13 protein-coding genes and 4 pseudogenes are annotated in these 15110 nt (G+C 69.8%); 7 read left to right on the forward strand and 10 right to left on the reverse strand.

The features are described from left to right. Nucleotides 1-6 precede the first annotated feature (6 nt). The 3 genes from FHX80_RS27220 (at nucleotide 7) to FHX80_RS27230 (ending at nucleotide 3843) form a co-directional block, all read left to right on the forward strand. Nucleotides 7-1830, forward strand: a complete 1824-nt coding sequence (locus FHX80_RS27220; protein WP_167523660.1) for a DUF4012 domain-containing protein — start codon at nucleotides 7-9, stop codon at nucleotides 1828-1830. Between the two features lie 10 nt (nucleotides 1831-1840). Beyond that, the gene (locus FHX80_RS27225; protein ID WP_145766609.1) at nucleotides 1841-2599 is read left to right on the forward strand and encodes an IS6 family transposase; all 759 of its coding nucleotides are present in this window, start codon (nucleotides 1841-1843) and stop codon (nucleotides 2597-2599) included. Between the two features lie 752 nt (nucleotides 2600-3351). Continuing rightward, a complete protein-coding gene (locus FHX80_RS27230) occupies nucleotides 3352-3843 on the forward strand; it encodes a MarR family winged helix-turn-helix transcriptional regulator (RefSeq protein WP_145766610.1) in 492 nt (163 codons plus the stop codon). Here FHX80_RS27230 and istB read toward each other — a convergent pair. Continuing rightward, nucleotides 3840-4730 carry an IS21-like element helper ATPase IstB gene (gene istB, locus FHX80_RS27235; RefSeq protein ID WP_280118763.1) on the reverse strand — a complete coding sequence of 297 codons (891 nt, stop codon included), beginning with the start codon at nucleotides 4728-4730 and terminating at the stop codon, nucleotides 3840-3842. The two genes, FHX80_RS27230 and istB, sit on opposite strands and share 4 nt — an antisense overlap. A 71-nt stretch (nucleotides 4731-4801) precedes the next feature. Beyond that, nucleotides 4802-4924: a hypothetical protein gene (locus FHX80_RS36450; RefSeq protein WP_280118764.1), complete on the reverse strand. Its 123-nt coding sequence runs from the start codon at nucleotides 4922-4924 to the stop codon at nucleotides 4802-4804. Between the two features lie 259 nt (nucleotides 4925-5183). On the opposite strand from FHX80_RS36450, the gene FHX80_RS36015 reads away from it, so the two are divergent. Then, entirely contained in the window at nucleotides 5184-5456 is a 273-nt protein-coding gene (locus FHX80_RS36015; RefSeq protein ID WP_244318466.1) for a hypothetical protein, read from the forward strand. Here FHX80_RS36015 and FHX80_RS36855 read toward each other — a convergent pair. After that, a pseudogene (locus tag FHX80_RS36855) lies at nucleotides 5343-5735 on the reverse strand (IS21 family transposase); the annotation flags it as partial. The gene FHX80_RS36015 and the pseudogene FHX80_RS36855 overlap by 114 nt on opposite strands. Here FHX80_RS36855 and FHX80_RS36020 point away from each other — a divergent pair. Together FHX80_RS36020 and FHX80_RS36025 are read left to right on the forward strand one after the other, a co-directional pair. After that, a pseudogene (locus FHX80_RS36020) lies at nucleotides 5633-6028 on the forward strand (HAD domain-containing protein); the annotation flags it as partial. The pseudogenes FHX80_RS36855 and FHX80_RS36020 sit on opposite strands and share 103 nt — an antisense overlap. 382 nt (nucleotides 6029-6410) lie before the next feature. Continuing rightward, nucleotides 6411-6602, forward strand: a pseudogene (locus FHX80_RS36025) (hypothetical protein); the annotation flags it as partial. Nucleotides 6603-6662: 60 nt separating this feature from the next. On the opposite strand, the pseudogene FHX80_RS36030 reads toward FHX80_RS36025, so the two are convergent. From FHX80_RS36030 to FHX80_RS27265, 3 genes and pseudogenes are all read right to left on the reverse strand, one after another. Next, nucleotides 6663-7133 (reverse strand): annotated as a pseudogene (locus FHX80_RS36030) (transposase); the annotation flags it as partial. Next, on the reverse strand, nucleotides 7082-7474 hold the full coding sequence (locus FHX80_RS27255; RefSeq protein WP_341874044.1) for a transposase domain-containing protein: 393 nt from the start codon (nucleotides 7472-7474) through the stop codon (nucleotides 7082-7084). The pseudogene FHX80_RS36030 and the gene FHX80_RS27255, both read right to left, overlap by 52 nt. Nucleotides 7475-7984: 510 nt before the next feature. After that, entirely contained in the window at nucleotides 7985-8374 is a 390-nt protein-coding gene (locus FHX80_RS27265; protein WP_244318643.1) for a MerR family transcriptional regulator, read from the reverse strand. 589 nt (nucleotides 8375-8963) lie between these two features. Here FHX80_RS27265 and FHX80_RS27270 point away from each other — a divergent pair. Continuing rightward, nucleotides 8964-10013: a polyprenyl synthetase family protein gene (locus FHX80_RS27270; protein ID WP_145766613.1), complete on the forward strand. Its 1050-nt coding sequence runs from the start codon at nucleotides 8964-8966 to the stop codon at nucleotides 10011-10013. Here FHX80_RS27270 and FHX80_RS27275 read toward each other — a convergent pair. The 4 genes from FHX80_RS27275 to FHX80_RS27290 all read right to left on the reverse strand — a co-directional run bounded on the left by FHX80_RS27275 (nucleotide 9994) and on the right by FHX80_RS27290 (nucleotide 14886). Next, entirely contained in the window at nucleotides 9994-10245 is a 252-nt protein-coding gene (locus FHX80_RS27275; protein ID WP_145766614.1) for a hypothetical protein, read from the reverse strand. The genes FHX80_RS27270 and FHX80_RS27275 overlap by 20 nt on opposite strands. 175 nt (nucleotides 10246-10420) lie before the next feature. Next, complete coding sequence (locus FHX80_RS27280) at nucleotides 10421-12568, reverse strand: UvrD-helicase domain-containing protein (RefSeq protein ID WP_145766615.1); 2148 nt, start codon at nucleotides 12566-12568, stop codon at nucleotides 10421-10423. Between the two features lie 74 nt (nucleotides 12569-12642). Continuing rightward, nucleotides 12643-14241: a serine/threonine-protein kinase gene (locus tag FHX80_RS27285; RefSeq protein ID WP_145766616.1), complete on the reverse strand. Its 1599-nt coding sequence runs from the start codon at nucleotides 14239-14241 to the stop codon at nucleotides 12643-12645. A 174-nt stretch (nucleotides 14242-14415) separates the two neighbouring features. Then, nucleotides 14416-14886, reverse strand: coding sequence for an ATP-binding protein (locus tag FHX80_RS27290; protein ID WP_145766617.1), 471 nt, complete (start codon nucleotides 14884-14886; stop codon nucleotides 14416-14418). Nucleotides 14887-15110: the final 224 nt, after the last annotated feature.

Consider the following 15110-nt stretch of genomic DNA (forward strand, 5'->3'; position numbering starts at 1 on the left):
TTCCGCATGCGCAGGCCCGGTCGCTCCCGCGAGGGGGCACCGGGCCGCCGTCGCGTTCTCAAGAACACCCTGCTGGCGGCCGCGGCGCTGCCGCTGGCCGGCGTCACCTGGATCGGTGTCACAGGGCTGCTCGCCCGTTCCGAGCTGATCGCGGCCCAACGGGACCTCGACGCACTGCGGCAGTCGGTGGCACCCATGTCCGGCTCAGCCTCCGGAGCGGCGCCCGCATCCGCACAGGAACGAAAGCGGACGGCGTATTCCGCAGCCGCCCACGCCGCACGGGCGCATCGCCTCACCACCGGCCCGGCCTGGTACCCCGCCACCGCCCTGCCCTTCCTCGGTGGCCCGGTCAGGACCGTGCGCGGGGCCGCGTACGCGGCCGACCGGCTGGCCGGCGACGTGCTGTCCCCGCTGGTGAGAGCCCTGCCACCACTCGCACCGGATAACCGCGGTGACGGTATGTCCGAGGCCCTGGCAACCTTGCAGAAGCACGCGCCGGAACTCGTCCGGGCCGCCCGCGTCGCGGACGAGGTGCAGGCCGACGTGCACGCTCTTCCCCTGTCCACCTGGCTGCCGACGGCCGACGGGGCCCGTGCCGCGCTGCAACAGCAGCTCGACCGCCTCACCCCGGTGATGACCGACGTCTCCCTGGCGGCCCGCGTCCTGCCGCCCATACTCGGCACGCAAGGACAACGGCGTTACTTCCTCGCGTTCCAGAACATCGCCGAGGCGCGTGGCACGGGAGGTCTTCCGGGCGCCTTCGCCGTGCTGCGGGCCGACCGGGGCCGGCTGTCCTTTGAGCGATTCGGTAACAACACGGAGATGGAAAGGGCGAAGCCGGACATCGACCTCGGACCCGAGTTCAACGCTCGTTACGCGGGCAGCAACCCTACCCAGGTGTGGCCCAACTCCAACATGAGCCCACACTTCCCCTACGCGGCCCGCATCTGGGCAGAGGCATGGCGCAAGCACACCGGCGAACGCGTGGACGGCGCGCTCGCCGTCGACCCGGTCACGTTGAGCCGTCTCCTGCGGGTCACCGGCCCGGCCCGCATGGCCGACGGCACCGAGCTCACCGCCGACAACGTCGTGGACCTCACCGAACGGGCCAGCTACGCCAAGTACGACGACATCGGCCGGCGCAAGGCGTTCTTCGTCGACGCCGCCCGCGCAGCCGCTGCACGGCTGATGGGGGCGCTCGACGACTCGCGCCGACTGCCCGCACTGCTCGCCGCCGTGAACGACGTCCAGCAGGACGGACGGCTGAAGGTATGGAGCGCCCACACGGCGGAGCAGCGCCTCCTGGAGTCCCGCCCCTACTCGGGCACACTTCCAAATGCCCCCGGCCCGTTCGCGGGGCTGGTGGTGAACAACGCGGCCGGCGGCAAGCTGGACTACTACCTTGACCGGAGCCTGACCTGGGAAGCGGGCACCTGCTCCGGCGGCGCCCGCCCGGTCACCGTGACCATGACCCTGAGCAACCGGGCGCCGGCCTCCGGCCTCCCCGACTACGTGACCATGAGGGGGGACTCCCCTCCCTATCGCACCCGGCCGGGTGACAACCGCCTCCTGGTGTCGTACTACGCCGGGGTCGGAGCCGCCCTCACCGACGCAACCCTGGGTGGCCGCCCCACGCTGCTCGCGTCCGGCGTCGAACGCGGCCACTCCGTGTTCACGCTGGACCTTGAACTGCCTGCTGGCTCCAGCCGCACCCTGGTGCTGCATCTTCTGGAGCCGCACGCGGACGGCGTCCCGACGCTGCTGCGGCAGTCTCTGGTGACGCCGCTGCGGACCACGCTCAAGTCAGGAGGGCGTTGTCACGTTAGTTGACCGGCCTGGGATGATCTTGGAGTTGATCGTGCTGGGGAGGGGTTCACTCGTGTCGTCCGCGCCGCCGTCGTACAAGGGGCACCGGTACCCGGTGGAGATCATCTCCCACTGCGTGTGGCTGTACTTCCGCTTCCCGCTGTCGTTCCGCGAGGTCGAGGAGTTGATGCTCGAGCGCGGCGTGCTCGTCTCCTATGAGACGGTCCGCCGCTGGTGCGCCAAGTTCGGGCAGGCCTACGCCGGGGCGCTGCGCCGCCGGGGGCCCCGGCCCGGGGACAAGTGGCACCTGGACGAGGTCTTCGTGAAGATCAACGGAGAGCAGAAGTACCTGTGGCGGGCCGTCGACGCCGACGGCACCGTGCTCGACATCCTCGTACAGTCCCGCCGGGACAAGGCCGCAGCCCAGCGCTTCTTCCGCAGACTGCTGAAGAAGACCCGCACGGTGCCACGGGTGATCGTCACCGACACGCTGCGCTCCTACGGCGCGGCCCACCGCGAGGTCATGCCCTCGGTCGAGCACCGCTCGCACAAGGGCCTGAACAATCGGGCGGAGAACAGTCATCAGCCCACCCGGCAACGCGAACGCGCCATGAAAGGCTTCCGCTCCGTCGGCGGAGCCCAGCGGTACCTGGCCGCGTTCAGCGGCATCTCACCCCACTTCCGGCCCCGCCGCCACCTGATGACCGCCACCGAATACCGCGCCGAGATGACCACCCGCTTCGCGGTCTGGGACCAGGTCACCGGCGTCGTCGGCCTACCTGCCACGGCCTGAACACGGAGTCGGAACCCGGTCCCACCGCACCGACACACCATCAGGCACTCACACACTCAACAACGTGACAGCGCCATCCGGCGGCCTTCACCAAGCGTCCCTCACCGCGGGTTTCAGGCTAAGCAGATGCTGCTCCGCTCACTTCACACCGCTCGGGTCTCGTTATTCAATCGAGGCCGACGATCCACCTGGGTCGCTGACGATAGCCCGTGGAGGGTGAGGTATGAGCCAACAAGGAGAGCAGGTGTGCCAGAAGGTCTGGTCGGCAACCGGAAGACAGACATCCCCGATGCCGGTGGTGTCCACGGACAGTGGGACATCCGGAGGACTTCCCATGCGCTTACCTGATCACCGCGGCCACCTCGGTCCGCCTGGCCCTCACGCGCTCTGTCCCCGAATCGGCCACGTCAGCCCGGGACGACACTTCGGCCGGGGAGCCGTACTTCTCGCTACGGAGTTCGCCCCGCATCCGAGCAAAACTGGTCCGCTCCGGCGCGCTCGGCCCAGACGGCCTCAAGGCTTCTTCCACGGTCGGACTCCACAGAGAGTTCGCGCACACACCTGCGATGGCAGCCGCTCCGTGTCGGCCGCTCCGTAGGGAGAGAGTGAGGGGGCTGTCAACGGACAGCGGGCCGTCCGGGTGAGCGGACATCTCAGGTCCTTGTGCGCGGACAGTTGACCTCCCTGCCCGGTACGACTATTCGTCCCTCGGATGGGGGTGTGTGAGCGTTGGGGGATATAGCGTCGCGGTCATGGGACCGCTGACTGACATCACCACCGACCAGGCGCCGGCTGATCCGGCCGCCACCGACGACATGCTGGCCACCCAGCCCATTGGCTACTGGAGTGGCCTCGCCCACGTAGCCGTCACCCGGCATCTGCGTGACGCTATGGCCAGGATCGACGTCACGCAGCCGCAGTACTGGGTGCTCAACCGGGTAAACGGCGGCCCCGCGGCGCCGAGTCGCGAGGAGGTCGTCATCCAGCTGACGCCCCTCGCGGACGGGCCGCATGAGATCGCTCGTGTCATCGACCAGCTGTTCCACCGCGGCTGGCTCCGGATCGACGCCGGGCAGCGCCTGCAGCTTACCGATGCCGGGGAGGCTGCCAGGGTGCGGCTGCGCGAGCTGGTGACCGAGCTGCGCGCCGTGGTCCACGAGGGCATCAGCGATGAAGAGTACGTGGCCGCGCTCAAGGTGCTGCGCAGGATGGTCGCCAACGTCGAGGAGGCCGGGGAATCCTAGGTTCTGTCTCTTTGGTCAGCCGACGAACCCATCAAAGACGCGCTCTGGCCTGGCTGGTTCAGCGGGACGACGCCCTGGCCGGTTGTGGCCTGGGTCAGCCGCAGGCTGGAGCCTTCGGTGAGGACGATGTGGGCGTGGTGCAGGAGCCGGTCGACGGCGGCGGTGGCCAGGGTCTTGGGCATGATCGAGTCGAAGCCTGAGGGGTGCAGGTTCGAGGTGACGATCACGGACCGGCGTTCGTAGGCGGCGTCGATGACGCGGTAGAACGCTTCGGCGGCGGCCTGTCCGGAGGGCAGCATGCCGATGTCGTCGATGATGATGAGGTCGCATCGGGTGATCTTCGCGACGGCCTTGGAGACGGTGTTGTCGACGGTCGCCCGGCCCAGGTGGGCGGTGAGCGATTCGAGGGTGAACCAGGAGACCTTCAGCCCCTCGTCGATGGCCTTGTTCGCCAGGGCCTCGGCGAGATGGCTTTTGCCCGTGCCGGAGGGCCCGGCGACAGCCAGATTTTCCGCGCGGCCGATCCATTCCAGCGTCATCAGGGCCTGCTGGGTCGGGGCCGGGATGGAGGAGTCGGCCTCGCGCCAGGAGTCGAAGGTCTTGCCCGACGGGAGCTGGGCCTGCTGGCGGTGGTTGCGGCGGGTCGCCTCGTCCCGGCCCTTGATCTCTTCCTCCAGCAGGATTCGGATTACTTCGGCAGGGTCCCAGCGTTGAGATCGGGCGGTGGCGAGGACTTCGGGGGCCGCCCGGCGCAAGTACGGAAACCGCATCCGCTTCAGGACGGCCTCCAGCTCGATGGGGATCGGCGGCGGTGCCGGAGACGGCGGGACCGGGGACGGGGCCGGAACCACTTCGGGTGGATCAGCAACAGCGGTGGTGTTCATCATCGACTGCCTTTCTGCGGCGGACTGTTCGGGCTTGCCGGTCCCGGGCCGCGAAGCGGCCCGGGACCGGTGGATCAGGAAGGCCGACGGCCGAAGTCGGCCCAGGCGGAAGTGCCTGGCTGGACGGAGTGGGACTCGTCGGCGACGACCAGGTCGGCGGTGCGGGTGCCGTTCTGGCGGTGCTGGACGATGGACATCAGGTCGTCCTCGGCGAACCGTCCCGCGGTCGCCGCGAGACCGAGGCCGAGGTCGACTTCGGCGGCACCGATGAGGGCAGCGAGCTTCGACGGCGGCGGCCATCTTCACCCGGATCCGGGTGGTGCCCGCGGCGCCGGCCTCGATCAGCCAGGACTTCGCCCCGGGGCCAAGCGCGAGGAAGGCTGCCTCGGCGTCGTTGGCGGGCTTGGGTTTGGGCTGGCGCGGGGAGCCGTCCATCTCCTGCGGATGGTTGGGATAGTGCGCCAGGTCGATGACGGGCCGTCCGGGCAGGGACAGGGGATGCCGGGCGACTTCCGTCAGCCCGGCCGGGCCCTGCATCCATTCCGGTCGGTGCGCGAGCCGGGACAGATCCACCACGATGACGAGTTCCTCGCCATCGGCGCGGACCCAGGCTTCCTGGCCGACCAGGCCCGGCGGGGTCGAGTAGCGGACCGAGCCGAAGCGGACGGTCTGGTCCCGCAGCACCTGGCGGGACCCGCCGAGCGCGAGGGTGTGAGGTGCTGCGGGTAGTGGGTGCAGGCGGGTGCGTTCGACGTCCAGTGCGGAGGCCGGGGTCTTGCCGGTCTCGCGGTGGACGCGGGTATTGACCTGCTGGCAGAAGATCGCGCAGGCCCCGCGGAGTTCGGTGAAGCTGCCGTACTTCTCCCGCAGGTTCGCGGTGGTGGGGCACCGCGACAGATTCGCACCTGACGCGGCTCGACCCGCGCGTCGGGCCCCGCCTCGCGGCACTGCCGTGCGAGCTGGTCTGGGCCACCACCTGGCAGGAGGCGGCAAACACCGACATAGCACCGCGGCTCGGCCTGCCGCCCCTGCCGCCCCTGCCGGTCGTGCACTGGCCGGAACCCTCCGACGCGCATGAACGCGAGGACCAGTGGTACGGGCTCCACTGGAAGACCCGAACCCTGGCGGCATGGGCGGACGGACGCCCGTTCGTCTGGGTCGACGACGAGATCACCGACGCCGATCGGGACTGGGTGTCCACCCACCACCCCACCCCGGCCTTCCTCCACCGCGTCGCGTCGTCCCGCGGCCTCACCACCGAAGACTTCGCAGTCCTCGATCAATGGCTGCGGGCCACTTGAGGCTCCCCACGGTGATCCACAGGAATTGACAATTGCTCCTCACCAGTTGACGTCGGCTGAGCACGAACGGGCGGCGAGGGCTATAGGGCCGGGAGCGACGATCGGTTGAGGGGCCGCGTCCGTTGCCCCGCTACCGCACCCGTCCGCTCAGCCGGCGCGAACACCTCCTGGCTCAAGGATGCGACAGCGCGGTCGCGGTCGCGCAAGGGCTCGAAAGCCGCCATGTCCGCCCGCTTCGTGTTTTTACGAGCTGGTGCGTGATAACGGGTGATCTGTTCTTGCTGGTGGGTGGCACGATCCGGATGTGGCGATCATGCTCAGTCGGACGGTTCTCGCGCATCAGGCGTTCACAGGGCACTGTCACGTTGACTGGCCGGGTGGGATGATCTTCTCGTTGGTCGTGCCGGGGAGGGATACGTTCGTGTCGTCCGCGTCGCCGTCGTACAAGGGCCACCGGTACCCGGTGGAGGTGATCGCGCACGCGGTCTGGCTGTACTTCCGCTTCCCGCTGTCCTTCCGCGAGGTCGAGGAGCTGATGCTCGAGCGCGGCGTCATCGTCTCCTGCGAGACCATGGTGATAGAGACCCACCAGCGCGGCGGCGGGGTAACGGCGGGCGTCGGTCAGGGTGGTGACCAGTCGGTAGGACCCGGTGAAGGACGTGCCGTCCGCGCAGGTCACGGCGATCTGTGCGTCGATGATCCGTACTTTCACGGTGCCGATCACCGACAGGTAGGAGCCGTCAGCGAGGCGAGTGAGGACCGGCGTGCGCCGGTTGCTGCGGAGCCGGCCCAGGACCTGGGCGTCGGTGTCGGTGACCTGCGCGAGGAAGGCGTTACTGTCGAATCCTTTGTCCCACAGCACCAGCATGTCCGGCCGCAGCAGATGCAGCAGCCGGCGGGCGTAGCTCGTCTCGCCCTCGGCGGTGGGGCCGAACACCGCCCCGGCCAGGGCCCGGGTGCCGGTCTCGACCAGCGTCATCAACTCCAGCGTCGGATAGCCATGATGCGAAGTCCTGCCCAACCAGGCCCGGTTCCGTTCGGAATCGGGCACCCTCAGCGAGCTGCAGCCGTCGAACGACACCGTCCGGTACGGACCGAAACGCACTCCTGGCGTCGTCGGCCGGGCCAGCAACCCGGCAGTACCTCGAACAACGCCCGCACCGGCGCGCTGCCGATCCGCTGGCGCAGGTCACGCAACGCCTCCGCCGACGGACAGACCACGGGCATCCCGGACAGACCCGCGGTCAGCTTGTCCCAGACGAGGCGATAGCCGACCTCAGGGAACAGGCACATCGCCAGCAAGAAGTAGACCCCGACCCGCGACGGAAGATCACGCAGCCGCTGCTGCACGGTCCTTGTCTCCGCAAGGACCGCGTCCACCAGCGCAAACGGCGCGACCGCCGTCAGTTCCCCCAGGTGCCCGGGAGCGAACCGGCCCCCGGCCACGGTGACCGTTCGGGTGATGGCCGTCAGCGCAGACGGCAGGACACAACGACGGGGCAACGGAGCTCCTTCGGGACAAGCTGTCTTGGTCGACTGCCTGTACCAACGAGCTCCGTTGCTCTGCGTCAAGAATCCTTCAAATCACTTGCGTGACCTGCGAAAACGCTAACTACCCGGCCCCCCGGCATCTCCCGGATCGGACTTTCCTCAGCGCTGATGGTACGGCACCGATGGAAGTGGAAGGACGTCCGCCGATGGCTGACCACCCCCTCCGGGCGGTGGAAGCCCATCACGGCAGACGGGATCGAACTGTTCGACCTGGCGCGGGTGCCCGTCACCCGATACTGCTACTGAGGCAGCAAGATTCCCACTCCCTGGCCGTTGGCCTGCAAGAACACAGCCTGACGGCAGATTCCGTGGAGAGCCCGTTGCGGTGTGAGCCGCACGGCGGGTTCGGAGAGCGGCCTGAGGAAACGGACCAGGAGCAATCCCGGCACCGCGCCTCAGGTCGACTCACCGGGGGAGGCCCCCTCCGGAAGCAGTCTGCTCACTTGCCACCCGAGCTCGGACATCCGCATTCATCCGGTCACGCAGCATGGCGGCAAGCCCTCGGCCATCGCCAGTCGCGCGCAGGGTCTCGCACCGCGCGTCGGCCACCTTGCGGTACGCGTCAAGTCGCTCACGAAGTCGCTCGCGCTCCAGAGGCGCGGGCGGATCATCCTGGGCGCCGAGCCGGTCAGTGATCTCCAGCAGGTCACGCATCTCCGCGAGGGAGAAATCCAGCGGCTTCATGCGCCGAATCACCATGAGCCGACTGACGTCGGCCTCTGCGTAGAGACGGAAGCCGCCCTTGCTGCGGGCGGAGGGGACGATGAGGCCGACCACGGTGAGCTGGGAAACGATCTTGAAGTGCCTGGGAACGCTGCCCCAGCTAGCGGTATTAAAGCCCAGGCCAGGCCAATTATGTCGGTTGGCCACCAAGGTCAATCGACCAAATGAAGCCGGTCAAAGCGACACAACGTCGCCTTGACCGGCTTTGTCGTCGTTGCGGTGAACGCCGGCCCGGACCACCGGGAGTCCGCGCGGGGCGGTGAGGGCCGCGAAGGTCGCAGCGCGCCGACCGGCGATGGTCGGTGCGGCCGGGCGATTTCGCAGAGCCGATGACCGGTCCCGGAGCGTCAATCCCGCGGAGTCTCCTCGCGGTGGTAAACCTGAGCCGGGATGTCGTCGTGCGGCTGGTGCGCGCGCAGGGCTCCGCACCCGGGCGTTGGGGCCACGCCTGCGCGGCTACCACGAGTGGGAACAGAGCACCCCGCGCCACCCGTGCACCCGGGCCTCCGTCACACGTCGCGGACCGACCGAGACCCAGTCGAGCCAGACCGGCCGACCCCGCCCCGGCCCACGCACGACGCTCGTCCACCCACAACGAGGGTCTGCCCGGCGAGGGCACCACCCGTCGCACCACAGTGCAACGACCGAACAGGGGACGCGTATGGATGTACGGGACGCAGGTGACCGTACCGACACGGTGTACGCGGTCCTCGCGCAGGCACGGCAGCGGGTGCTGCCCGCCGTGCGCGAGGCGGTGGACGGCCTGCCCGGGGCGATCCGCCACCTGGTGGGCGTGCACTACGGATGGTGGGACGAGGCGGGCACGCCGCTCGCCAACGCCGATACCGGCGCCGGCAAGGGGCTACGGCCGGCGCTCGTGCTGCTGGCCGGTGACGCGGTCGGCGGCGACCGCACGGCCGCGGTCCCGGCGGCGGTCGCGGTCGACCTGGCACACAACGCCTCGCTGCTGCACGACGACGTCATCGACCGGGACGCGACGCGGCGCCACCGGCCCGCCATCTGGTCCTCGTTCGGGATCGCGGCCGCGATCCTGGCGGGCGATGCCCTGCTCATCCTGGCCAACCAGGTCCTGGCCCGGGCGCCCGTACCCCTCTGTGACCGGGGCCTGTCCCACTTCAACGCCTCCGGCCAGCAGCTGATCGACGGCGAATACGCCGACGCCCGGTCCGAGCGGTGCGACGAGGCCGTCCTGGAGGAGTGCGTCGCGATGGCCGCCGCGAAGACCGGTGCGCTGCTGGCGGCGTCCTGCGCGCTCGGCGCGATCGCCGGCGGCGCCCAGGCGGACCGGGTGGAACACCTGCGCGCCTTCGGCGAGGACCTCGGCCTCGCCCTCCAACTCGTCGACGACCTGCTCAGCATCTGGGGCACCCAGCGAAACACCGGCAAGCCCCACCTGTCGGACCTGCGCGCCCGTAGGAAGACCCTGCCCGTCGCGGCTGCCCTCGCCCACGGCGGCACCGCATCCCGCCGCCTGGCCGACCTCTACAGAAGCCGGACTCCACTCACCCATGCTGACCTGCGCGAGGTGACCGACCTGATCGAAGCCGCCGGAGGCCGCGCCTGGGCACAGGGCGAAGCCGAACGCCGACACACCCTGGCCCTGGCCCATCTCGCCCTCGCCCGGCCCCAACCCGCAGCCCGGCACGCGCTCACCGCCGTCGCCGACCTGATCATCCACCGCCACCACTGACCCGGGCCGGCTGCCGAGGGACATCCACGTCAGGAGGAAGGCTGCCCGCTGCCGTCGGTCTCCGCAGACCGGCCTCGATCCGGTCCGCTACGTCACGCGCCTCGTCGAGCACGGTGAGGTCGACCTTCCGGACCTCGGGGAAGCCCGGCGCCGCGAAGTACACGCCCATCGAACAGCCGATCAGCACCAGGCCAAGTGCCAGCACCCACCGGAACACAGGCGTGTGCCTCATCCGGGCCCCCTCGCATCGCAACAGCAGTTCCCCTGCCCGGCCAGCTTGCGCCGCCGCCGGGCCGGACATCAAGAAGCGAGACCGGCAGGCAGCGGGGCCCCGGGGCTGCCTGATCCCGGCAAAGCAGCGGGGACGAGAAACGGGGCGAGGACCGCACGAGACAGGCGGGTGCGGGCTACGAGTCCCGGCCCACTCCGGCGTCCACCAGGAACTCACTGGGCGCGCCGGACCACGAGACGTACAGTCCGTCGCGTGCCCGCGTGCAGGCGACGAACAGCAGGCAGCGTTCCGCCATCAGGTCCGACGCATGCTGTACGCGGTCGACGTCGAGGGGAGTCACCGCCCGTGGATACGGCAGCGCGCCCTCGTTCACCCCGAGGACCGCGACGCACCGGAACTCCAGCCCCTTGAAAGCGTGCATCGTGCCCACCTGTACGGCGTCCGGCGAGGCCGGCACGTCACCCCGCAGACGGGCTGCGAGGATTCCGGCGGTCCGGAGCCGGTCCACGGCCTTGTCGCAGTTCTTGTTGAACCGGGCGCTCACTCCGATCTCGCCCGGTGCGACACCGCTGTCGATCCAGGCACGGACACGCGCGAGAACGGCATCGAGTTCCGCTTCCTCCGAATCCGCCCCGTACACCTCGGGTCCGTTGCCGTGCAGGGCCGAGCGGTAGCCGAGCAGCGTCTCGTGGCGGGCGTCGTCCGCCAGTTGCTCGAAGGGGCGGCCGACGAGGAGGGCGGTGGACCAGCTGAGGATCTCGTGCGTGGAGCGGTAGTTCTTGCGCATCTTGGCCGACCGGCCCGCGACCTTGATCCCGACCGCCTTGAGCGACACCTTCGAGTCGTAGATGCGCTGATGCGGGTCCCCGGCGATGAACAGGTCGTCGGGGCGGGCCGGGGCCGCCGCCCGCAGCAGCCGCCACTGAGCGGGGTGCAGATCCTGTGCCTCGTCGACCACCACATGCCGGTACCGGGGACCCTCGGCCGCCAACAGGTCGGCGGCCTCCGCACAGGTGCCCAGGTAGGTGCGCAACCCGTCCGAAGCGAGCCGGCCGGTGAACTCCTCCACCGTGCGCCACACGAGCGGCCGGGCCGACGCCGAAAGCCTGCTGCCGCGTCCGGGGCGCTCGCAGTCCACGTACTCCTGCTCCGTCCGCACGTTCTGCGCCAGGATCACGTGCCGGTACTCCTGTCCCAGGAACTGCGTGCTGCCGGTGAACCCGGTGGCGGTCGCCGCCTGCGCCCACCGCGTCTCCTCCTCCCCACCGCGAAGCGGCCGCCGTGAGGTGGACAGGACACGGCCCGCGAACGCGTCGACGGTCATGATGTCCACCCGGTCGCGCAGCGCCTCGTCCTCGACGAGGGAGGCCAGTCCCGCCCGCAGGGCCCCCACCAGGGCGTTGGTGTACGTGGTGAGCAGGATGCGCTCACCGTCCCTCAGGTACCCCAGCAGATGGCGCACGCGGTGCAGGGCGACGACGGTCTTTCCGGTGCCGGGACCCCCGGTTACCTGGGCGGGGCCGGAGTACGAGGCACGGTAGGCGACCTTGTGCTGAGAAGGGTGCAGAAAGACGCGCCAGGCGGCGAACGGCTTGTCGAGGATGTCCCGCAGCTCCTCGGACCCGGTGACGTGCGCGATACGGGTACGGGTGCGGTGGATGGCGGTCGCGAAGTCCTCGGTGTCCACCGGTGCGTCGTCCCCGGGCGCGGCGGCCAGCGCGACGGACACGACCTCCCGCCACACGTCCTCCACGGTGAATCCCGCGGCGAGGTACTCGAGGACCTCACGCTGGTCCTGGGGGAAGTACGGAGCGAAGACCTCCAGTTGCTCGGGATCGGTCAGTGCGCGCGCTTGGCGGAGCGTGGTCCCGTCGATCCCGAGGGCGGCCAGATCCCCGTCGGACACCTTGGCGAAGAGCCGCCGCTCGGGCGCGGGGGCGATGCGCTCGTACGCGGGCGTGAGCTCGTCGAGCATCGCGATGTCCCGCACCTCCACGGCACGGGTGACCGTGTTGATGCTGGCCTTCTGTTTCACGGCCCAGTCGATGGCCTTGTCGTGCGGCATCACCCGAAGCAGCACGTACGTGTCCCCGCTGTCGGGCGCGAGGACGACCCCCCGCGTCCCCTGATCGATCCGGATGGTCCGGATATGCGGATCACGGGCCCGCTTCAGCGTTTCGAGCTTCAGCCCGGGGTCCTTGAACAGCTGGTCCAGGGTGAGCCGCTCGAACTTCTCCCACGCGTCGAACACCCCCTGCTTGACCGTGCCTTGCAGCTTGCTGAGCTGGGCGCAGAAACCGATGTCGAACGCGAGATGAGGCATGTGCGGACTCTCCGGGGGAGGAGCGGGTGTGACGGGTCGGGCATACGGTGCGGCAGAGGCGTGTGGAAGGTGGATCAGGCGTCGGGCCCGTCGAGCCCCAGGCGGATCAGAGCCAGTGCCTCGGCGACCTCCTCGGACATCTCGTCACCGGGTCCGAAGACCACACACAGGTCGTCGTGCAGCGGCCGCAGAATCCGGTCCGCCTCGGCCGCCTGTCCCTGCGCGAGCAGCAGCATCCCGATGTCGCGGCGCAGCTCGACGGCTTCCTCACTCAGGTCGCTGTCAACGGTCCGCACGACCTCCAGGAGGCCGCGCAGCGCGATGAGCGCGTCGGTGGCCTGACCGAGTTCGGCACGGCAGCGAGCGGCCTGGGCGCGGCAGGCGCGCGCCGATGCGCCGGTCGGACCGTCGGTACGGGCGTACGCGTCGGCCAGGGCGTCGAACTCGGGCAGCGCCGCCCGGTAGTCCCCACCGAGCAGCTGGATAGCCGCCCGGTTCTTCCGCAAGGCCAGTACCTTCTTGCTCTCCGCACCCAGGACACGTGCGGCGGGTTCGACGACCTCGCCGAGCACCTCGGCGGCCTGCGCGAACCGCTCCTCCTCCAGCAGCGCTTCGGAGTGCGCGTAGGCCTCGTCGATCTCCTCCCGCAGCTGTGCCGGAACGGGTACGGGGACGGGCGCGGGCGGGCCGGTCCGCGGGTCGATCGTCGTGCCGGCTGCGCGGCGTGCGCCCGCCCGGGCCCGCGGCGCGTACGGGTCGCGGAAGATCCCCGTCGGATCGGGCACGCCCGCAGGCCCGGTGTCCCCCGGCGCGGGACTCTCACCCGGCGGCGGCAGGAATGGCCGCAGCCGTTCGTACACCTCCTGCACATCGGCCGGCCTGGCCTCCGGTGACTTGAGCAGCAGGTGAAGGACGAGGTCCTCCAGGGCCTTCGGCACCTCGGGACGCAGCACGCGCAGCGGGGTGGGGGCCGCGTTCACGTGCTGGTACATCACCATGTACTCGCTGTCCGCACTGAACAGCACCCGTCCGCCCAGCAGTTCGTGCAGCACACACCCCAGGGCGTACAGGTCGGTCTGCGGGGAGATCCGCCCGCCGCGCACCTGCTCGGGGGCCATGTACTGGTACGTGCCGACGGGGCTGCCGGTCGCGGTCAGCTTGGTCACGTCGGTCCGCAGTATGGCGGCGATCCCGAAGTCGAGGACCTTCACCGTCCCGTCGCGAGCGACCAGAACATTGCTCGGTTTCAGATCGCGGTGGACCACCGGCACTTCGTGCGCGTGCGACAGCACGGTGGCGACCTGCGCCGCCACAGCCACAGCCCAGCTGACCGGCAGCATGCGATCCGGGCGTATGTACGCGGACAGCGGCATGCCGTCGACCAGTTCCATCACGAGGAACAGCCGTTCGTAGCTGTCGTCGAGCACCGCGTCGTACACCTGGGGCACGCCAGGGTGCTGGATCCGCGCCGTGATCCGGGCCTCACGGCGGAATCGTTTGACGAACTCCTCGGCCAGTTGGGGCGAGTCGGCCACGGCCTGCGGCCTGATCCGCTTCACCGCGACCGGCCGGTCCAGCACGGTGTCGTACCCACGCCACACATCGCCCATGCCACCGTTGGCGAGCGGTTCGAGGAGGTCGTACCGACCGGCGATCGACTGCTGCTGCGGCACATTGCCCCCGGGTGTGCGTGAGTGCGGGTGCGGGGCCGGTGGGTGCGGACGGCCCTGGCTCCGGCATCGTCGGGAGCAAGTCTCTCCGGAACAGTGATCTCCGGTCCAGCCGTGGTGGGGCCGGCCGTATCGGAGGGCTGATTTCCGGTCACGGGGCGGGTGCCGGGCGGTCGCCTATGTGGATGGCATCTCCACGACGGCCCAGACCGTCTTGCCCGGTCCGTCCGTGCACGGGAACCAGCCCCAGCGGTCTGCCAGTTCCGACACCAGAAGCAAGCCCCTGCCCCCGTCGAGTTCGGCATCCGGCGGTCCGGCGGGTCGAACGGGGATCCGCTCGCCCCGAGTGTCGGTGACCTCGACGCGCACAGCCGTGCCCTCGGCGGACAGGCACGGGAGGAAGTCCCTCCCCGGAACGTGCCCGTGGCGCACGGCGTTCGCGCTCAGCTCGGCGACGATCAGCGTCACCACGTCGTGCGCGTCGCTGCCGTACGGAGTGCCCCACGCGTCGAGACGTTCCCCGGCCAGACGACGGGCCAGCCGGACGCCGCGGGGCGTGGAACTGAACCGCATCGCGAAGTGATGCCAGGGGAAGCGGGGTGGGGTGGGTTGGGTGGTGCGCACGGGGAGTTGCGGGTTACTGGTCATGACCCCACGCTCTCGCGCCATCGCTCACCGTGACCATGGGTGACGCGCGGTCGCCATCTGCCTGTACGCGGTGGGCGTCCGGCTGTACGCGCGTGGGGGCGGGTCGTGGCGGAGCCGCGTCCAGGTGGGAACCGGATGGTACGCGGAGTCCGTGGCTCCTGGCGTACATTCGTCCCCATGCGGATGAGCAATTGCTCATGTTTTTGTATCAGTTCGCCTCTACC

The organism is Streptomyces brevispora (assembly GCF_007829885.1).
In the GTDB taxonomy this organism is placed as follows: domain Bacteria; phylum Actinomycetota; class Actinomycetes; order Streptomycetales; family Streptomycetaceae; genus Streptomyces; species Streptomyces brevispora.